This is a genomic window from Nibribacter ruber (assembly GCF_009913235.1).
Taxonomy (GTDB): Bacteria; Bacteroidota; Bacteroidia; order Cytophagales; family Hymenobacteraceae; genus Nibribacter; species Nibribacter ruber.
The window spans coordinates 1,842,606-1,862,128 of the sequence record NZ_CP047897.1; the positions used below are offsets into that span (position 1 = coordinate 1,842,606).

The window sequence follows — 19,523 nt, forward strand, 5'->3', positions numbered from 1 at the left end:
AAAACAGGCCAAAAACGGATATGGGCTTGTTTCTACTAAGTATATCACATCAATTGCAATCTTCTATTTGCCCTAAGAAAATTGCTATGCGTTAAGTTTTTCCTCAATTTTGCAGGTAGCATGAAGATAGGATTTGACGCCAAGCGTGCCTTTACCAATACCTCGGGTTTGGGCAATTACAGCCGGTTTGTAGTTTCTGGCATGATGGCCTTCTACCCGAAGGATGAGTATGCCTTGTTCACGCCCAAGCAGAAGGACCTGTTCAAGGGCTTCTTCCCGAAGGTGGCTAAAACCCAGATCATCCAACCCGACGGCCTTGGGAAACGCGTCTCTTCTTTGTGGCGGACCTTCGGGTTGCGGTCGGCGCTGGTCAAGCACGGCGTGCAGGTGTACCACGGGCTCAGCAATGAACTGCCTTACGGTCTGGACACCAACCACACCAAACTGGTGGTCACCATCCATGACTTGATTTTCCTGCGATTCCCGGAGCTGTACCCCACCGTTGACCGCTACATTTACAAGAAGAAGTTCAAGGCGGCCTGTGACGCGGCGCACCAGATAGTGGCCATTAGTGTGCAGACGGCCCAGGACCTGCAGGAATTCTTCGGGGTGCCGCAGGAGAAGATACAGGTCATCTACCAGGACTGCGACCCCGTTTTTCACCTGATTTCTGGAAAAGAGGCCAAAAACGCCGTCCAGCAGAAATACCAACTGCCTAGTCAGTTTATTCTGTGCGTGGGTACTTTGGAGCGCCGTAAAAACCAGTTGCACCTGCTTAAGGCCTGGCACGCCGCCGGCGCCCAGATTCCGTTGGCGTTTATTGGCCGCAAGACGGAGTATTACCAGGAGATGGAGGCGTTCATCAGCAAACACAAACTGCAGGATAAGGTGCTGTTTTTGCCCTACATTCCGTTCCAGGAACTGCCCATCATTTACCAACTGGCCACGCTGTTTGTATATCCTTCTGTGTTTGAGGGCTTCGGGATTCCTATTGTGGAAGCCTTGAACAGCGGCGTACCTGTGATTACCTCTACCGGCTCCTGTTTTTCAGAAGCAGGTGGTGCCTCTTCTAAGTATGTGTCCCCTACAGATGTAGAAGCACTTTCACAGGCTATTCAAGAGGTGTTGGGCAATACAGACCTACAGAAAGAAATGGTGCAGCACGGCTTGGAGCATGCGCAGACGTTCAGGCCTGAGGTGACCATTCCGCAACTGCACGGCGTGTATGAGCAGGTGCTTGGTTGTTAATTGCTGATTATTGATTACTGTTTTACAAGGAAAAGTTATTCAATACTTGTCCTTAGTACTTTGGCCATGGCTCAGTGGTATCAATTAATTTACTTTCTTTCCAATCCTGCGATTTCCTTAAAATAAATATAAAATCGTACACCTCTTGTAATTCATCGGGACCACTTGGCCCATAGTCGATTATTGCCTTTACCTGACCATCCTTTAGTTTAACATTTAAATGATACGTTGGGTGGTCTGTGGACTCTATCTCATATTCATTATTTAAAGAAAGGATATCAGCCTTATTTACAAGAATAAACAAACTGTCCAATTGAGGTTTTTTTACTACCGTCTCATACTGTCCTTTTACATCATTATACAGTATGGCATTATAGGTTGCGGTTCCATCCCTTTTGATGTCCATTGTAAAAACAGGGCATGACCCGAAACAAATACTTGCCCCAAACTTAATCTGCTCCGGTTCTACAGAAGATTTACAACCAGAAAGCGGGAGGAACAGCAGTAAGAAGCAGAAAGTGTTTTTCATAGTATAATAAAGACGCTTAAATCCTTCATTTTCCATAACCTGTTCGTCAATTAGCCAAGCTACTTCTTCAACCCCATATGCAATAAAGGAAACGGCTTGCCCATGCCATCTAGTTCTGAGCGACTTTCAACTACAAACCCGTTGTGCAGGTAAAAGCCCACGGCTTTGTCGTTTTGCTCGTTCACGTCTACTTCGGTGGCGTTCAATTCTGAAATGGCGTAGCGGAGCAGTTGTTTGCCAATGCCTTTTCCCCTGGCATCTGGGTGCAGAAACAACATTTCTACCTTCCCGTCGGCTATACCCACGAAGCCTAAGATTTTGCTATTCTCCCGCACACAGCGTACTTCCAACTGCGCTAGAAACTCGTTTAGGATAAGCGGCTTGAAGAACTGGATGTCCTTTTCTTCCAGAAAATGATGGGTGGCGCGCACAGAGGCTTCCCAGACGGCAGTAAGTTCTTGATAGTCAGAAGGTGAGATAGTGTCTATTGGGGGTACGTTGGGGTTCAGGAGATGCATGGGTCATTAACAGGTATTTTTCCTAATGTACATGTATCTGCCAAAACCACATATGAAGTTCTAATCAAAGCACCAGAGAAATCAGGCACTCAGCCAGGCCAGGGCGTCAGATTTAGAAGGGAAGAGCCGGGATTCTAAGGGGAGGCTGAAAGTGGTTTGCAAGTAGGCGAAGATCTGCAGGAGGTTGTTGTCCCAGTGGAAGTCGGGGGATTCAAGCAGGGCGATGCGTTTTAGGGCGGTATGCGGCGCTATCTTTATCCCAAAGTTCATGACCGATTCAGACACTGTTCCTCCTTTCGGCTGGCCAGAGTCCAAAATCACATCTTCTATGTTCTTCTCCCTGATGGTTATGAAAAGCAAGACAAAAGACCTGAAAAACTCAGGCGAATTAACGCTTTCTAAATTGGGCCAACTAGCAATAAGTCTATTCCCTTCTATCTCCATCAGCATGACACCCGCCAATGCTCCCATAGCTACCAACTGCCTAAAAGGCCATTTTATATTCAGTCACAAAATTAATGTATGTACCTAAGTACAGCAAAAATTTCTTTGGGCAGTCCATAAATTTAGCTGAGGCAGAGGTGAGACTTTTTCACCTAAACACCAAAAGATGTAACTAAAGCTAGACCTTTGACAAGATGATGTCTTTAAAAACGGGGGCTTGGAAATTTTCAACTTTTTAGATGACACTCAGGTTACCTTCGGTTTCCAGGAGTACAGCGCCCACTTCTTGCAAAGTGCCAATCCCTTGGCTGCGCAAAACTCGCCATAATCTAGGCCTTCGTGATTCTTTCTCTACGCATTGGCCCAGGCAACAGCTCTCCATGAGCCACCAACAAGAAAGGTTTCGCTTTTACCAAATCACTGATCCAGCCGCTACGCTTTCTCCTGCACCTTCTCCTCTACCCGGTTTAACAGAGAGAGAATACAAGCGTTGTTTTCATGGCCGGCGGTTTGGTCTTGCAGTTGCCGCAACAGCTTCTTCATTTCTAGTTGTAGAATCCGGTCGTTCTGGCCATAGTCCCAGATGGGGAGCAGGGTTTCTTCAAAAGTCTCTTCAAAGGTCTTCAGCCGCTGGAATATGCGAGCTTCGCTTTGGTCATCGGCTATGACGGATGCTGCCGGGTGGCTCGCTTTATAGGACAGCAGGTCTAGCAGCACCTGCAAGCTGAGCACCGCCGTGCCAGGATCGTTGACGCCGGGGCTCAAGGCTTTCAAGGCTACTTCTACCAGCTGCTTAAACCCATAGTACGCGTCTATCTGAATAGCCTCTCCTCTGTAAAAATCAACCAACAGCCTGAGATCCTTTTCCTGTTCTTCTGTGATGGGCTGGTGTGCGTGCACCTGCATAAAGGGCACGCCTGCCAACACATAGCTGGCCGCCGGAAAAAGGAAGGACACCTGCCACCCATGACGGGCGCACAAGTTTACCAACGCCTTCTGATTGAACCCTTGAAAATAGCCTGAGGCTTCTGCCTTTACGTCATGGACGGGCATGAGGGAGGGAACAGCTCGGGGGAATGCCTTTCCTGCTGCAGGCCGGTTTTCCTCTAACTTTTGCATAGTCTGCTTATGGATGCGGTCAATGATGACATCATACTTGACCGACTGCGTGATGTAATGCAGAAAATAGATAAACAGAAAGATGTCTGCCACCGTCAGGAAAATTAGCAGGTACACGCTCAGCGCCGGCACCAGCACGCCAGAGTCAATGTCCCGGATAGTGCTCAGCAAAAACAACGCGTAGACGATGGTACCAATGTAAAAGCCCAGCACCCACTGCTGAAACCGGTTGCCAATCATGCTGTCCAGCACGCGGTTGCTCATGTTGGAGGCCGCCTGGTTGAGCAGAATCATCACCATGGAGAAGCTGAACACCGTGAGCGACAGAATACCGGCCGCAATGGTGGCCGTAATGGTACGGGCGGTGCTAGCGTCCTTTAGGGTAAGAAAATCCCAGCGGCTTTTCAAAGATTTTCCGTACTCAGAGAAGTCAATGTTGAGCATGAGGTAAGAGATGAGCAAAAACGCCAACGCAATCACCGCCGGGTAAAAAGCTATGCTGGACACTAGCCGGGTGTAAAAGCGGCGGGCGTACGTGCGTAATCGTTCCTTCATAGGTCTTTATATACGGGTAAAGATGACTGGGTTCAAGAAAGGCAACTTGTCATTCCTCTCGTTTTTGGCCTGTTTCCCAGAAAACACGCCAAAAACGCCTGCTCTCAAACATTACTACACAGATATTGCTGTGCCATTTTCAAATTTCCAAATCTTCTCATTTTCACATCTTTCCTCCGTACCTTTGCAGGCTACTTGCCGAGGTTTAGAAACAAACCATTGGCAGGCAGGTTTATCCTTGATAAAACAGATTGACTTTGACCAAGCTACCTGATTACCATATTCATACCTTACCCAACGGCATACGCGTGTTGCACAAGCAGGTGCCGCATACCAAGATTGCCCACTGTGGCTTTATGATGGACATCGGTTCCCGTGACGAGCTGCCCCATGAACTGGGACTGGCGCATTTCTGGGAACACATGGCCTTTAAAGGCACCCAAAAACGGAAGTCGTTCCATATCCTTAACCGCCTGGAGAGCGTGGGCGGCGAACTGAACGCCTACACCACCAAAGAGAAGATCAGCTTCTACGCCTCGGTGCTGGAGAACCACTTTGAGAAGGCCTTTGAACTGCTCACAGACATCACGTTTAACTCTACTTTTCCGGGCAAGGAGATTGAGAAAGAGCGCGGCGTGATTCTGGAGGAGATGGCCATGTACCTGGACACCCCTGAAGACGCCATCATTGACGAGTTTGACTCTGTGGTATTCAAAGACCACTCGCTAGGCAACAATATTCTAGGCACAAGAGAAAGCGTGAGCGGTTTCCAGCGCGAAGACTTCCAGGCCTTCATCAAACGCAACCTGAGCACCGATAAACTGGTGTTCTGCTCGGTGAGTAACTGGCCGTTTGAGAAGGTCCTGAAACTGGCCAACAAATACTTAGGCGACATCCCTACCCAGACCAGAAACCGCGAGCGCACACCGTTTACCGGCTATCAGGCCCAGACGCTGGTTTCTGAAAAGCCTATCCAGCAGGCGCACTGCATCATCGGTTGTCCGGCTTACTCCTTACTGGACCCGCGCCGCCTGACCTTCTTCACGCTGGTGAACATTCTGGGCGGTCCCGGCATGAACTCCCGCCTGAACATGGGCGTGCGCGAAAAATACGGCCTGGTCTACTCCATTGACGCCAACTACTCTACCTACGTGGATACCGGCATGTTCGGGATATACTTCGGGACGGAGAAGAAACAGTTGAAGCGCACCGTTGGCTTAGTTTTGAAAGAGCTGAAACAGTTGCGTGAGAAACCCATGGGCTCTGTACAGTTGCATACGGCCAAGCAACAATTGATGGGACAGCTGGCCATGGCCGAGGAAAGCAACATGGGCCTCATGATGATGATGGGCAAGAGCATTCTGGACCTGGACACCATTGAGACCCTTAACGAAATCTTCGACCAAATCAAGAAGATTGAAGCCAAGGACCTGCTGGACATCGCCAATGACACGTTCCGGGAAGACAACCTGAGCTTCTTGCAATACATACCTAATTAATTAATAATTAGTAATTAAGAATTAATAGTAAGATCAAGTTATTCAGAATCGTTTTTGGTCTGTTTTCTAGGAAAGAGGCCAAAAACGGTATTCTACTATTTATAAGTCTAGCGAATACATAGTATCTTAAGAAGCAAAACATACGGTTTACATGCTAATACAGGAGGTAAAACGTAAGTTTAGACTGCGCACACAGTGTAGATAAGCGTATGTTTACGTTTATCCGGTAGTTGTAGCCAATTTGAAAAAAAAATCTGAATCCATTTAAAATTAGCACAAATATCAAACGCCTATCTTTACACGACTCTCATTTTGAAAATGTGGAGCGGAAAGGAAATGATATTGAATTAACGTTTGATTGGGCAAAATTGGAGAATTTCAATGAAGGTGGACTGATTTTAGGTAAAACTAAATTGACCATTAAAGGAATTTCAAAAGAAAAATTCAAAGTTTATTTTGACGGAGCAAAATGGAGACCGCTAACTGATCCGATTGATTTTGTGAATTCATGCCAAGAAGTAGCCAACACAGAAATTGATGAAGAATTAAAACAAATCCAATTGGACGGAATGTATGATACCGAGAAAGAAAATTACTGGATAGAATGGTCTTTTAATTATGAAAGCTGTGAACTTGAGTGGAATAGCCATGTGACTTTCACAGAATGGAAAGAAGGGAAATTGCCAAATGATTAAAATAAAAACTAGCTACAACAAAACCTAAACGTCAGCCTTCGGCCGACGGCCTCGTCCGTCGTTTAGCAGAGACGTTGTATGGCATATGAAATATGAATCTAAAATTACTTTTAGTTCTTCTTTTACTTCCACTGGTTGCGTTAGGACAGGCAACAGAAGAGCCAAGCATCAAACAGATATCAAAGAAGCTATCTGGAAAATGGATAGTAGAAGTTATTGAGCTTGATAGCTTAAAAATGACTCAACGCCCCTATGGCAGAAAAGTCTTAACCGATACATATATAGATGGTCAGTTAGTCAAAACAGAGTCTAAGGAAGGGTATCACATAATAGAAATGATATTTGATGAATATGGCGACGGAGAGCAGAAAGTAAATTTGAATTTTGTTCCAAACTCAAAAGTCTTGGAAATAATTGAAGACCAACCACACCTTCGATTAAAAATAAAAAATGGGAATCTGACTTTGTTAAAGACTTACCTAACCAAAAGTGAAGAAGAAGCCGTTTCAGAGTTAACGAAGACACGCTTAGTATTGCTAAGTAGCTCTGGAGTTAAAAAGACCTTAAAGAAAATAGAATAAATAGGCCATTCAACAAGGTATAAACGTCACCTCGGCCGACGGCCTCGCACGCTGTTTACACGAGACCGTTAGCCCTTCTATATTAAACAGGTTCATTACAAACAAGTAAATTTTTCAAACCCTTTTTTGGCCTATTTTCACCAAAACAAGCCAAAAACGAACTTCTCTAAATTCTACTTTTCGCCATTCTTAATTTGTAATTCTTAATTCGTAATTGACAAAAATGGATTTTTTGGACCCAGACTTGCAAGCCTACGCCGAGGCGCACACTTCGCCAGAATCTGACCTGTTGCGCAAGCTTAATCGCGAGACGCACTTGAACGTCATGAAACCGCGCATGCTATCGGGGCACTTGCAGGGACGGGTGCTGGCTATGATTTCACAGATGCTACGGCCACAACGAATTCTCGAGATTGGCACCTATACTGGCTACTCGGCGCTTTGCTTAGCCGAAGGTTTAGCAGAGGATGGCGTGTTACACACCATTGACGTGAATGATGAGCTGGAGGATATGGTGCGCAGTTACATCGCTCAGGCTGGCTTGGAAGAGAAGATTCAGATGCATATTGGGCAGGCGGCAGATGTGATTCCAAAGCTGAAAGAAACCTGGGATTTGGTCTTCATTGACGCTGATAAGAAAAGCAATGCGCTGTACTATGAAATGGTGTTGGACAAAGTAAGGCCGGGCGGTTTCATTCTGGCAGACAACGTGTTATGGAGCGGCAAGGTGGTAGAGAAGTTCAGGCCTAAGCTGGACAAGGACACCGAGATGGTCCTGGATTTCAATCAGTTGGTGTATCAAGACCCGCGCGTAGAGAACCTGCTCTTGCCCATTAGAGACGGCATTTTGGTAGCCCGCAAAAAGTAAATTTTCCTTTGTGGATAACTGGGTGGAAAAATTTTACCGCCCGGTTCTTTCCTTTCCCCTCTCAAAATCGCCTACTTTGTAGCAGGAGCCTGCCTTGCAAGTGTTTACTAAATAGCAATTTAGCTATATGTAATTCCAGTATCACAAGAGGCTCACCCACCAAGTGCGCAAGTACGATTTAACCCAGTTTATGAAGATGAGAAAACTATTCCCTCTCCTTCTGCTTTGCCTTTTCACGCTGGCGGCGCAAGCCCAAAACCCCATCGTCCCTTACACTATCCATTTCGCAGACATGCGCCTGACCATCAAGGAAGACGCGCGCGTGGAGATTCAGAAGATTGTGGACGGCTTGGTCAAACACCCGGGGTACTTCCAGAAGAAGGTAGAACTGGCTGACGCGTATTTCCCGCACATTGAGCAGGCCTTCAAACAAGAGAACCTGCCCCTTGATTTTAAATACCTGGCCCTGCAAGAGAGCGGCTTAGTGTCTGATGCCGTGTCCACGTCCAATGCCGTGGGTTTCTGGCAGTTCAAAGAAACTTCAGCTACAGAGCTAGGTGTGCGCGTGAACTCGCAAGTAGATGAGCGCAAGCACATCATTGAGTCCAGCCGAGGCGCCGCCAAATACCTGCACCGCAGTAACAACTACTACAAGAACTGGTTTAACACCCTCCTCTCCTACTACCAAGGCCTGACCGGCACCAAAGCCCTCACCAAAACCTCAGACATTGGGGTGAAGGAAATGGACGTGACTTCACAGACCAACCGCTATTTATTGACGTTTTTGGCGCATAAAGTGGCCTATGAGAACGCCATCGGCAGAAACCCGAAGCCAACCTTGGCGCTTCAGCCCATGAAGGTTTCCTCGGGCCAGAGCCTCACCGAGATTGCCATGGCCGCCCAGGTAGAAGCTGGTCAACTAGAGCAATACAACAAGTGGCTTCTGGCCTCTACCGTACCCGCTGACAAAGACTACTACGTGATGGTGCCCGTGTTCAATGGCTCAGCCACTACAGGCGTGCTGGCGCAGGACAACCAAAGAAGCGGACCATTGCAGAAGCTGAAGGATTTAACCGAGTCCATTACCGGCAGAGAAAGTAAGGAAGAACTGGAAGCCAAAGTAGCTGGGCGTCGCGCGCAGTTCACCCAAACCAACGGCCTCAAAGCCATCATCGCGCAGGTAGGTGACACCAAAGACGTGCTGGCCTTGCAAGCGCACATGCCAACCCGCCGCTTCTTGCGGTACAATGACATGCGCAGTTTTGACGAGATTGTGCCGGGCCGCACCTATTACCTGCAAGCCAAGCGCAGCAAGTCAGACACAGACTACCACGTGGCCCGCACCGGCGAAACCATGCATGATGTGTCCCAGAAATACGGCATGAAGCTCAGCAACCTGTTGCGCAAAAATCGCATGAAAAAGAACGAAGCCCTTTTGGTGGGCCGCGTGCTTTGGTTACAGCAGAATCGTCCAAGCAACATTCCAGTTGAAATCAGACATTTGAACGAAGACGTGGCGCCAACAGTGGTTTCCACAGCAACTCCTGCCCAAAAGCCTGCCACCACGGTTATACCAGCCAGGCCGCAGGAAGGTGCCATAACGGTAATGGTAGAAGATACCTTGGGCATGACGGCCGTAGTGAAGGGCGATGCTCCTGCACCCAAGCCAGCACCCGTAGACAGTGTAGTAGTCACCACCACGGTGACCACCAATGCCGTGTTGTACCCCACCAAACAAATGGGAGCAGACGCGAACAAACCAGAAAGACCAATAGAGGTAAAATCACCAGAGGTGAACGGCAGAGAAGTTTTGACGTCTGCTACTACCACCACTACTACATCTGCAGTTCCAGCTAAACCAACAGCACCGGTAAACAGCGCCTCTTTTCACGTGGTACAGAAAGGCGAGACGCTGTATTCCATCTCTAAGCTGTACAACGTGTCCATGGAGAACCTGCAGACTTGGAACCACCTGAACGGCGGGCCATTATCCGTGGGCAAGGAATTGTCGTTGAAAGGACCTATCTCTGCGGAGGCCGCTGCAAAATCCTCTCCCGTGATGACTGCCTCTGAAGCCAAAGCCGCCGCCCGTGAACACGTAGTAGTAGCCGGCGAAACCCTCTACTCCATCTCCCGCAAATACGGCATCACCATCCAGAACCTGTTAGAGTGGAACAACCTAACAGACAACAGCCCGGTGTCCATCGGGCAGAAGTTGGTGGTAATAGGTCCCTCAGAAGAAGTGACTGCGGTAGAAACCAAGCCAGCTGCAACAGTTGCTCCTCTTGTAGAACCGGTAAAAACTGCCAGTGGCACCATTACCCACAAAGTAGCCGCCGGCGAGTCCATGTACCAGATTTCGCGCAAGTACGGCGTAACCATCAAAGAAATCATGGAATGGAACAACAAAGCTGATTTTAACGTGAGCCTGGGTGAGAACCTGACTATTAAGCCGAAGGTAGCATCCAACTAAGCGTACTCTTTCACTTCAACGCATCGGCCAGACAACTAAAAATGTCTGGCCGATGCGTTTTTAGGCTATTTCCTATAAAACAGGCTAAAAACGCATTAGCGCAGCCGCTGCCTCCTCAAGGAGAAGGTTAGGATCAGGAATTGGTGATGAAGAGACGGCAAATAACTGGCGCGAGTCTCCAGACTCGTGACTAGGCATGCCGGGTAGTCTCCTGACTACCCTCGCGGGCACCGCGAAACCAGTGCGGGTTACCGAGGTGTGCCTGCCAACAAATCACCGTAGGGAGGAGATGCGTGTCGGTCTGTCAGGAGACAGACCAAGGACTGAAATGAAATTTATGTAGAGACAACGGCATCGCCTTGTCTCCTGCGCATTGTCTTCTTTGGCAATAATATCTGCAGGTGCAAACATCCCCCATCGTCCCCCTTCAAAGGGGAATCTGCATGTAGCAAACGCTATTACCGTTTTTAGCCTATTTCCCAGAAAACAAGCCAAAAACGACTTACACCTTATCCTGCTGCGGAGGGGTAGCCAGCTGGGACGCAGACCGTAACCCGATGGCAATTTCGGGCAAAATGCCTAGCCGTTGATAAATGGGATGTACCAACAAGCGCAGTTTAGGCAGCATCAGGGCGAAGGGCAGAATGGTTAGCAGGCAGATGATCCCGCAGGCCATGAGCGTGTAATGGACTCCGTACTTTTCGGCGGCCCAGCCGGCCAACAAACTGCCAATGGGCGCCATGCCCATGAACGCCATGGAGTAAAAACTCATGACCCGGCCGCGCTTGTCATCGTCTACAATGGTTTGTAACAACGTGTTGCTGGACGCCATCTGTAGAATCATGCCCAGGCCCGTGAAGAAAATACAGACCAGGGAAAGCAGAAGCGTTTGTGAGAAGGAAAAGAAAATGAGGCCCACGCCAAACAAGACAGACGCACCCACAATGACTTTGCCCAGGCCCAGCACCGTCTTTCGGGAGGCCAGGTACAAGGCGGCACACAACGCCCCCACCCCAGACGCGCCCATGAGCAGGCCCAGGGTGCTGGCATCGCCGTGCAAGACATCCCGCGCAAAAACGGGCATCAAGACACTAAACGGCATCCCAAACAAGCTCAAAGAGGCTATCAACAGCAGGATGGTCCTGATGGGTGCAAACCCGAAGGCGTATGAAAAGCCTTCGCCCAAAGACTTGAACACGTTTTCCTTGTCCAGAGACCTGGTCATGGGCGGCAGCCGCAGCAGAAACAAGGAACTTAGCACAGCCAGGTAACTGAGTGCGTTGATGAGAAAGCAGATACCCTCGCCCACGGTGGCAATGAGCGCCCCCGCCACCGACGGTCCCACCAGCCGCGCCATGTTAAACATGGAAGAGTTGAGCGCAATGGCGTTGCTCACGTCTTCGCGGCGGTCTACCAGGTGCACCACTAAAGATTGGCGCGCGCTCATGTCAAAGGCGTTCACAATGCCGGCAAACGCGCCCAGCACCAGAATGTGCGTGATGGTGATGGCATCTGTAAGCACCAGATAGGCCAGAAGGCTGGCTTGCAGTAACAACAGGAACTGGGTGACCAACAACACGCGGTGCCGGTTAAACTTGTCAGAAATGACGCCCGCAAACGGACCCAGCAAGAAAGAAGGAATCTGGTTGGCAAAACTGACCATGCCCAGCAGAAAAACAGAATCTGTGAGGCGGTACACCAGCCAGCTCATGGCCACCTGCTGCATCCAGGTACCAATAAGAGAAACGCCCTGCCCGGCAAAAAACAAGCGGTAATTGCGGTATTGCAAGGCCCTGAACATTTCCTTGATCTTAGAATGCGGGACGTTGGAGATACTTTCTGCCATAATGTAAAAGCGGGATAAGCCAGAAAGGTGTACGTACCGCCAGCCGTTTTTAGTTGAGTTGGGCGGTAGAATTTGCCAGGAATGCATTAGATAGAGCCAAGCGTTCTGGTCCTACCCCAACCCAATGGTAAGTGGCTCGTATTCAAGTCAACTAGCTTCTGTATAACTGCATAAGTCATTCCCCGTTCTGCCAAAGGCGTATGTACGTTCTTCAGAAAATAGCCTAACCTGACGTGTTTCAACCCTTAACCCTAACGTGGCAGACATGACTACTTCGCCCAAAAATTCAAAAGCAAACTTCATCCCAGCCAAAGGCCAGACGCCCAAAGGAAAAATCCTGGCCATTGGCGGCAAGGAGAACAAAGGTGCCGACCAGGCCGAGGGCAAGGACAAGAACATCAACTTCATTAGTGAGCAGATTCTTAAGCGCTTCGTGCAAGAGCTCAGAGGCGATGACCCTACGGTGGTGATCATTCCCACGGCGTCCAATGAGCCTGCAGCATCGGCGCAGGATTATATAAAACTGTTCAAAGAACTGGGGGTGAACAAGGTGCTGGTCATGGACATTAGAACCCGTGAAGATGCCTTTAAACCTGAGTTTCTGAAGATGGTAGAGAAAGGCGATGGCTTCATGTTCACCGGCGGTGACCAACTCCGGCTCACGGCCATTTACGGCGGCACCCAGATTCTCAACAAGCTAAAGGAGCGCTACGTGTTGGAGAACATCATCATTGCCGGCACCAGCGCGGGCGCAGCGGCCATGTCTACGCCTATGATTTATGAAGGAGAATCGGATGGCGGGTACATAAAAGGCGATGTGCGCATGACCACCGGGCTGGAGTTCATCAAGAACGTAGCCATTGACACGCACTTTTTAACCCGCGGACGCATTGTGCGCATGACCCAGGCTATTGCCACCAACCCAGAGTGCATCGGCATTGGCTTAGAGGAAGACACCGCTATTTTAGTGGTGGACGGAGGTCACATTGAGGTAGTGGGCAGTGGCCTTATCACCATCGTGGACGGCATGGACATGACCGAAACCAACATCTTTGAAATAGAAAACGGCCAACCTTTCACAGCCAAGGGCCTGCGGGTGCATTTGCTGGGAGACAAGGACGAGTACGAGATACCCACCTACCAAAGAGTACAGATTGTATAAACAGAAAAGCCGTTTTTGGCCTGATTTCTGGAAATCAGGCCAAAAACGGCTATCGTATAAAATAGCATCTTCCTAGCGAACTTCCTCGTGGGCAATCTTCTTGTCCAGCCAGAACGTGCCAAACGGAATAAGAGACGCGATAAATGCCAAGGCTACCTTCCAGAAAGACCATTTGTATTGAATCCATACCTGGAGCAGCAAGGCCATGAACAGCACAAATAGAACACCGTGCGCCCAGCCCATGTACTTCACCGGCTCAGGAATACCCATCATGTACTTCATGGGCATGGCAATAATTAACAGTAACAGGAAAGAGATCCCTTCTATGATAGCAATAGACCTAAAGCGGTCAAGAGTAGTGGAAAACGATAAAGCCATAACAAAGTAAGATTGAATCACAAAGGTACATCACGCGCCGGTAATCACCCCTTCCTCCAACGATTTCCCCTCTCAAATCTTATTCTCTCCCGCTTATTTCCTACTAATTTTCAGCCTAGTCGTTTTTGGCCTCTTTTCCAGAAAACAAGCCAAAAACGACCTTCCGTTACGGCAACTTTTACCCCAGCATCCGGTGTTTTCTTTGTAACTTCGTAGTCCGCTCCGGCGGGTTTTAGAGGTGGCTGTGCAGTCATTTCTAATTCATAATTTCTAATTTCTAATTACCCTGTCGTGCCAGATTTTTCCCACCTCCATACCCATACCCAATACTCGTTGCTAGACGGGGCCGCCAGCATTAGCGGGCTCATGAAAAAGGCCCAGGCCGATGGCATGAAAGCCGTCGCCATGACCGACCACGGCAACATGTTTGGGGCGTTCAACTTCGTGGCTGAGGCCAACAAGTACAACGTGAAACCCATTGTAGGCTGTGAATTTTATCTGGTGCAGGACCGTCACCAAAAGACGTTTACCAAGGAGACGAAAGACGTGCGTCACCACCAGCTGCTGCTGGCCAAAGACCAGGAAGGCTACCAGAACTTAGCCAAGCTCTGCTCCTACTCTTACATTGACGGCCTCTACAGCAAATGGCCCCGCATTGACAAGGAACTACTAGTCAAATACCACAAAGGCCTCATCGCCACGTCCTGCTGTATTGGTGCCGAACTGCCCCAGGCTATTCTCTGGAAAGGCGAAGAAGAAGCCGAGAAACTCCTGAAATGGTGGCTGGATTTGTTTGGCGATGACTACTACATTGAGATTCAGCGCCATGGCCTCATGAACATTGACAATACCGGCTTGTCTCAGGAGGACGTAAACCAGGTGTTGCTCAGATTCGCCATCAAATACAACGTCAAGGTTATCTGCACCAATGACAGCCATTACGTAGAGCAAACCGACTGGAACGCACACGACATTCTCTTGTGCGTGAACACCGGCGAGCAGGAAAGCGTGCCCGTAGGCGATTTCCAGACGCAGTATTTCAGGATGATGTCGGGTAGCGGTGAGGTGATTTATGACACATTAACCAACATCAGGAACACTTACGGCCACGACGAGAACGTGCGCCGCATGCTCTACCGCATTGAGGAGGAACAGCAGAAACCGCGTCCGCAGGATCGCTTCGGGTTCCCGAATGACCAGTTCTTCTTTAAGTCTCAGGCTGAGATGAACCAGCTGTTCGCGGACGTGCCGTTTGCCGTGGACAATACCAACGAGATTGTAGACAAGATTACGCCACCCAAACTCCAGCGCGATATCTTGTTGCCTAACTTCCCGCTTCCTCCGGAGCACCCTACGGCAGATTTGTTCTTGCGCCACTTGACCTTTGAGGGCGCCAAGAAGCGCTATCATGAAATTACGCCAGAGGTAGAAGAACGCCTGAACTACGAGCTGGGCATCATTGAGACCATGGGCTTTGCGGGTTACTTCCTCATCACCCAGGACTTCATCAACAAAGGCCGAAGCATGGGCGTGGCCGTGGGTCCGGGCCGCGGTTCGGCGGCGGGTTCTGCCGTGGCGTATTGCGTGGGGATCACTAACATTGACCCTATCAAGTACGCCCTGCTGTTTGAGCGTTTCCTAAACCCGGAACGGGTATCCATGCCCGATATTGATATTGACTTTGATGACGTGAACCGCCAGCGCGTGATTGACTACGTGGTAGACAAGTACGGCAAAACGCAGGTGGCCCAAATCATTACCTTCGGTACCATGGCCGCCAAATCGTCTATCAAAGACGTGGCCCGCGCTATGGACTTGCCTTTGTCTGAGGCCAACGAACTGGCCAAGATGGTCCCTGAGGTACCCGGCACTACGCTGGCCAAAGCCTTTATTGAATCACCTGAGCTTGCCTCCATTAGAGACGGCAATGACCTTCGGGCGAAGGTTTTGAAACTAGCCGAGAAGCTGGAAGGCTCAGTACGCAACACGGGTATTCACGCGGCGGGGGTGATTATCGCGCCAGATGACATTACCAATTACATTCCCGTTTCTACCTCCAAGGACTCTGACCTCTTGGTGACGCAGTTTGACGGCAAGGTGATTGAGAGCGCGGGCATGCTAAAGATGGACTTTTTGGGCCTCAAAACCCTGTCCATCTTGAAGGACGCCATGGCGCTCATCAAACGCAACCACGGGGTAGAGATTGACATTGACAACATTCCGCTGGACGATGAGAAAACCTACGTCCTTTACCAGCGCGGTGACACCATTGGTACGTTCCAGTTTGAGTCTGAGGGCATGCGCATGTACCTCAAGGACCTCAAGCCTACCAACATTGAAGATTTGATTGCCATGAACGCCTTGTACCGTCCGGGCCCGATGCAGTTCATCCCGAACTTCATTAACCGGAAGCAGGGCCGTGAGGAGGTGGAATACCCGCACATCTTGCTGGAACCGCTCTTGAAGAACACCTACGGCATCATGGTGTACCAGGAGCAGATTATGCAGACGGCGCAGGTTTTGGCGGGTTACTCACTGGGCGGTGCAGATTTGCTCCGTCGCGCGATGGGTAAGAAGGACATGAAGAAAATGGCCCAGGAGCGCGAGAAATTCGTGGCCGGGGCTAAAGAGATTCATGGCATTCCTGCCAAGCAGGCCTCTGAGGTGTTTGACGTGATGGAGAAATTTGCGCAGTACGGTTTTAACCGCTCGCACTCCGCCGCTTACTCCGTGGTGGCTTACCAGACCGGTTACCTCAAGGCGCATTACCCCGCTGAGTACATGGCCGCGGTGCTCACCCACAACATGAACGACATCAAGAAGGTGACGTTTTTTATTGAGGAGGCGCGCAAACAACAGATCCAAGTACTGGGCCCCGATGTCAATGAATCTATCCACCAGTTCAACGTGAACCAGCAGGGGCAAATCCGTTTCGGGATGGGCGCTGTGAAAGGCACCGGCGAAGCCGCCGTGGAAGCCATCATTGAAGAACGCGAGAAAACCGGCCCGTACACCGATGTCTTTGACTTTGCGAAGCGCGTGAACCTGCGCGCTGTGAACAAAAAGACCTTTGAAAGCTTGGCCCAGGCCGGTGCGTTTGATTCGTTTGAGCGCTACCACCGCGCCCAGTACATAGAAACCCCTCCCGGCGAAACTATCAATTTGCTGGAAAAAGCCGTCCGTTTCGGAAACCAGTATCAAGCCGAGAAAAGCGCCGCCCAGCAGTCCTTGTTCGGGGGTGGTGGGGCCGTAGACATGCCGTTACCTAAAGTGCCAGACGTACAGCCTTGGTCTTTGACCGAGATGTTGCGCCGTGAGAAAGAAGTGATTGGTTTCTACCTGTCGGGTCACCCGCTGGACCAGTTCAAGCTAGAGATTGACTCATACTGCACCTGTAGCCTGGACCGCATTGAAGAGTTCAAAGGCCGTGACGTGAACGTGGCCGGCATCATTAGCAACGTGGTCATGCGGACCGGCAAAAACGGCAACCCATTTCTGCTCTTCTCTCTGGAGGACTATGACAACACCATGGGGCTGGCCTTGTTCGGCGAAGACTTCGTAAAGTTCTCACCCTATGTAAAAGAAGGCATGTACCTGTTCATCAGGGCCAAAGTAACCCTGCGCTACAAATCTGAGGACCAGTGGGAATTGAAACCGCTCTCTATGCAACTACTCAGCGACGTGGCCGAGAAAATGAGCAAAGGCGTGCGCATGGACATTGACATCCGCAACATCAACGCCATGCTAATTGACCGCCTGGAAGAAGCCGCCGTCAACAGCCCTGGGCAGAAGAAACTTGAACTTGTGTTGACAGAACCGGGAGAACGCTTAGCCGTGGAATTGTTCAGCCGCAAGTACCGCATTGACCCGAAGGTCTTCTTGCAGAACGTGAAGGACTTGGGGGTAGCGACGTGTCAATTGATATAAGGAATTATCTAAATAATTCTACAAATGAATTCAAACTTGAGTTACTCCACCCTATTATCTTTAAAAATATTCGTGCCTTCATTTTACATAATAACCTAATAAAATATGAGGTGCTGCACTCCATTAATGAATACTTTTTCAATTTAATAGTGTAATATCGCTCCTTGTATAATTCTGGTATTACTACATCATATGATATTCTAGGAGTAGAGATTGAGGAGAATTTGAAAATTCTTAATAATAAAGTAGAAATGGTTAAGGCGTACAGGTAGAACAACTTCCAAAATGAATTTAATCAAGTTCAAGTCGTCTGATAAAAATAGGCTGGAATAATATTGAAAATTACCAGTTCGGTCTGTCAGAGTATAGAAAGAGGTGGAGGGAATAGCTAATATAAATGTGCCAAACAAATATAAATAATATGGGTTTATTTTCTAATCTAATGGATTCTTTCTTTAACAAGCAAAACCTTAAAGCAAAAGAAGGTTTTAAACAAGACCTAATAAAAAATATTCAAGCATTGATTGCTTATAAAGGTGAAAGTAATTTAAGTGTTCAAGACTTTGAAAAAGAGGTAATTTATTATGCTTGCGATATTCTATTACATCAAAAATCACAAGCAGGCAGATTCCCTTCAGATGAAGTTATGACGAGCATAATCAAGAACGTCACAGATGCTATGAAAGACCTGCTTCCAGAATATACAGAAAAGCATGCATTGTTTGCTCAAGAAGGAGTAAGAATTAATCTAACTCAAGCACCGAATATGCAAGAAATAATTAGAGTGTATTATAATACAATATTTCAAAGATAGTAGGCGATTTCCAAGTAAGTGTAAAGTTAGCCCAGCGCTTTGAGCACTATTCGAAAGCCAATCATCCGCCTCCGCTCTTCCGGATTTATCAATCCGGAAGTTATCTGTCGGGGATTTATCAATCCCCGTGCTCAAGCTTTCCCTATTAGCCTGCAACGGGGATTTGGAAATCCCCGACATAGTGGTTCGGGATTGGTAAATCCCGAACAGCGTCTAGATGGCAACTAGAAACTGAGTTTTTTATTTGCCGTAGCTCTTTATATGGGCATCAAAAACAAAATCCATGAAGGCCATCTACATTATTTGACATTAACAGTAGTGGATTGGATTGATGTTTTCACTAGGCCTATTTATAGACACATCATTCTAGATTCACTCAAGTTCTGCCAAGAAAGGAAAGGGCTGGAATTATATGCTTGGGTTTTAATGAGCAATCACCTACACATGATCGCAGCAGCTAAAGATGGATTTCACCTTTCTGACATTCTCAGGGACTTCAAAAAATTTACAAGCAGAAGCATCGTGACAGCAATCCAAATGGAAAATGAAAGCAGAAGAGAATGGATGCTGCACCGTTTCCAGTTTCCGGCCAATGTGCATTCCAAAGTAATCAACCACAAATTTTGGCAAGATGGGAACGAGGCGAAGGAAATCCATTCCAACGAGTTCCTTCAACAGAAGCTTGACTACATTCATCAAAATCCAGTACGGGCCGAGATTGTGCAGGAACCAGAGCACTATTTATACAGTTCCGCAATTGATTATGCGGGCGGCAAAGGACTCTTACCAATTATCCTGATTGATTAACTCCAACTTGTCCTTCCCAAAAATTTCCCTACCTTTGTCTCAACCTTCGGGTTCTTGGCT

Annotated in this window: 16 protein-coding genes; 10 read left to right on the forward strand and 6 right to left on the reverse strand. The window is 48.6% G+C overall.

Going from position 1 to position 19,523, the window contains the following annotated elements:
* Positions 1–120 precede the first annotated feature (120 nt).
* Entirely contained in the window at positions 121–1,248 is a 1,128-nt protein-coding gene (locus tag GU926_RS07830; protein WP_160690658.1) for a glycosyltransferase family 4 protein, read from the forward strand.
* A 52-nt stretch (positions 1,249–1,300) separates the two neighbouring features.
* Here GU926_RS07830 and GU926_RS07835 read toward each other — a convergent pair whose 3' ends face one another.
* The 4 genes from GU926_RS07835 to GU926_RS07850 all read right to left on the reverse strand — a co-directional run bounded on the left by GU926_RS07835 (position 1,301) and on the right by GU926_RS07850 (position 4,413).
* Positions 1,301–1,777, reverse strand: a complete 477-nt coding sequence (locus tag GU926_RS07835; RefSeq protein WP_160690660.1) for a DUF6438 domain-containing protein — start codon at positions 1,775–1,777, stop codon at positions 1,301–1,303.
* 59 nt (positions 1,778–1,836) lie between these two features.
* Entirely contained in the window at positions 1,837–2,295 is a 459-nt protein-coding gene (locus tag GU926_RS07840; RefSeq protein WP_160690662.1) for a GNAT family N-acetyltransferase, read from the reverse strand.
* Positions 2,296–2,376: 81 nt separating this feature from the next.
* Entirely contained in the window at positions 2,377–2,655 is a 279-nt protein-coding gene (locus GU926_RS07845; protein WP_160690664.1) for a hypothetical protein, read from the reverse strand.
* A gap of 516 nt (positions 2,656–3,171) precedes the next feature.
* Positions 3,172–4,413: a DUF2254 domain-containing protein gene (locus GU926_RS07850; RefSeq protein WP_160690666.1), complete on the reverse strand. Its 1,242-nt coding sequence runs from the start codon at positions 4,411–4,413 to the stop codon at positions 3,172–3,174.
* Between the two features lie 257 nt (positions 4,414–4,670).
* On the opposite strand from GU926_RS07850, the gene GU926_RS07855 reads away from it, so the two are divergent.
* The 5 genes from GU926_RS07855 to GU926_RS07875 all read left to right on the forward strand — a co-directional run bounded on the left by GU926_RS07855 (position 4,671) and on the right by GU926_RS07875 (position 10,529).
* Positions 4,671–5,912, forward strand: a complete 1,242-nt coding sequence (locus GU926_RS07855; protein WP_232058467.1) for a M16 family metallopeptidase — start codon at positions 4,671–4,673, stop codon at positions 5,910–5,912.
* Positions 5,913–6,232: 320 nt separating this feature from the next.
* Positions 6,233–6,607: a hypothetical protein gene (locus tag GU926_RS07860; protein WP_160690670.1), complete on the forward strand. Its 375-nt coding sequence runs from the start codon at positions 6,233–6,235 to the stop codon at positions 6,605–6,607.
* 92 nt (positions 6,608–6,699) lie between these two features.
* Positions 6,700–7,188 (forward strand): hypothetical protein, encoded by a 489-nt coding sequence (locus GU926_RS07865; RefSeq protein WP_160690672.1) that lies wholly within the window; start codon positions 6,700–6,702, stop codon positions 7,186–7,188.
* A 223-nt stretch (positions 7,189–7,411) separates the two neighbouring features.
* Entirely contained in the window at positions 7,412–8,056 is a 645-nt protein-coding gene (locus tag GU926_RS07870; protein ID WP_160690674.1) for an O-methyltransferase, read from the forward strand.
* Positions 8,057–8,252: 196 nt separating this feature from the next.
* Positions 8,253–10,529: a LysM peptidoglycan-binding domain-containing protein gene (locus GU926_RS07875; protein ID WP_160690676.1), complete on the forward strand. Its 2,277-nt coding sequence runs from the start codon at positions 8,253–8,255 to the stop codon at positions 10,527–10,529.
* A gap of 502 nt (positions 10,530–11,031) precedes the next feature.
* Here the strand turns inward: GU926_RS07875 and GU926_RS07880 are convergent.
* The gene (locus tag GU926_RS07880) at positions 11,032–12,375 is read right to left on the reverse strand and encodes an MFS transporter (RefSeq protein ID WP_198001474.1); all 1,344 of its coding nucleotides are present in this window, start codon (positions 12,373–12,375) and stop codon (positions 11,032–11,034) included.
* A gap of 265 nt (positions 12,376–12,640) precedes the next feature.
* Between GU926_RS07880 and GU926_RS07885 the strand changes: the two genes are divergently transcribed.
* On the forward strand, positions 12,641–13,537 hold the full coding sequence (locus tag GU926_RS07885) for a cyanophycinase (RefSeq protein ID WP_160690678.1): 897 nt from the start codon (positions 12,641–12,643) through the stop codon (positions 13,535–13,537).
* Positions 13,538–13,609: 72 nt separating this feature from the next.
* On the opposite strand, the gene GU926_RS07890 is transcribed toward GU926_RS07885, so the two are convergent.
* Positions 13,610–13,915: a DUF3817 domain-containing protein gene (locus tag GU926_RS07890; protein WP_160690680.1), complete on the reverse strand. Its 306-nt coding sequence runs from the start codon at positions 13,913–13,915 to the stop codon at positions 13,610–13,612.
* 291 nt (positions 13,916–14,206) lie between these two features.
* Between GU926_RS07890 and dnaE the strand changes: the two genes are divergently transcribed.
* From dnaE to GU926_RS07905, 3 genes are all read left to right on the forward strand, one after another.
* A complete protein-coding gene (gene dnaE, locus GU926_RS07895) occupies positions 14,207–17,842 on the forward strand; it encodes a DNA polymerase III subunit alpha (protein ID WP_160690682.1) in 3,636 nt (1,211 codons plus the stop codon).
* A gap of 421 nt (positions 17,843–18,263) precedes the next feature.
* Positions 18,264–18,656 (forward strand): hypothetical protein, encoded by a 393-nt coding sequence (locus GU926_RS07900; RefSeq protein WP_160690684.1) that lies wholly within the window; start codon positions 18,264–18,266, stop codon positions 18,654–18,656.
* 261 nt (positions 18,657–18,917) lie between these two features.
* On the forward strand, positions 18,918–19,463 hold the full coding sequence (locus GU926_RS07905; RefSeq protein WP_160690686.1) for an REP-associated tyrosine transposase: 546 nt from the start codon (positions 18,918–18,920) through the stop codon (positions 19,461–19,463).
* The last annotated feature ends 60 nt before the right edge of the window (positions 19,464–19,523 follow it).

Coding starts and splice junctions, on each gene's coding strand:
- GU926_RS07850 (WP_160690666.1), bottom strand. CDS start 4,413: ATGAAGGAACGATTACGCACGTACGCCCGCCGCTTTTACACCCGGCTA.
- GU926_RS07900 (WP_160690684.1), top strand. CDS start 18,264: ATGGGTTTATTTTCTAATCTAATGGATTCTTTCTTTAACAAGCAAAAC.
- GU926_RS07890 (WP_160690680.1), bottom strand. CDS start 13,915: ATGGCTTTATCGTTTTCCACTACTCTTGACCGCTTTAGGTCTATTGCT.
- GU926_RS07840 (WP_160690662.1), bottom strand. CDS start 2,295: ATGCATCTCCTGAACCCCAACGTACCCCCAATAGACACTATCTCACCT.
- GU926_RS07885 (WP_160690678.1), top strand. CDS start 12,641: ATGACTACTTCGCCCAAAAATTCAAAAGCAAACTTCATCCCAGCCAAA.
- GU926_RS07875 (WP_160690676.1), top strand. CDS start 8,253: ATGAGAAAACTATTCCCTCTCCTTCTGCTTTGCCTTTTCACGCTGGCG.
- GU926_RS07905 (WP_160690686.1), top strand. CDS start 18,918: ATGGGCATCAAAAACAAAATCCATGAAGGCCATCTACATTATTTGACA.
- GU926_RS07865 (WP_160690672.1), top strand. CDS start 6,700: ATGAATCTAAAATTACTTTTAGTTCTTCTTTTACTTCCACTGGTTGCG.
- GU926_RS07830 (WP_160690658.1), top strand. CDS start 121: ATGAAGATAGGATTTGACGCCAAGCGTGCCTTTACCAATACCTCGGGT.
- GU926_RS07835 (WP_160690660.1), bottom strand. CDS start 1,777: ATGAAAAACACTTTCTGCTTCTTACTGCTGTTCCTCCCGCTTTCTGGT.
- GU926_RS07880 (WP_198001474.1), bottom strand. CDS start 12,375: ATGGCAGAAAGTATCTCCAACGTCCCGCATTCTAAGATCAAGGAAATG.
- GU926_RS07870 (WP_160690674.1), top strand. CDS start 7,412: ATGGATTTTTTGGACCCAGACTTGCAAGCCTACGCCGAGGCGCACACT.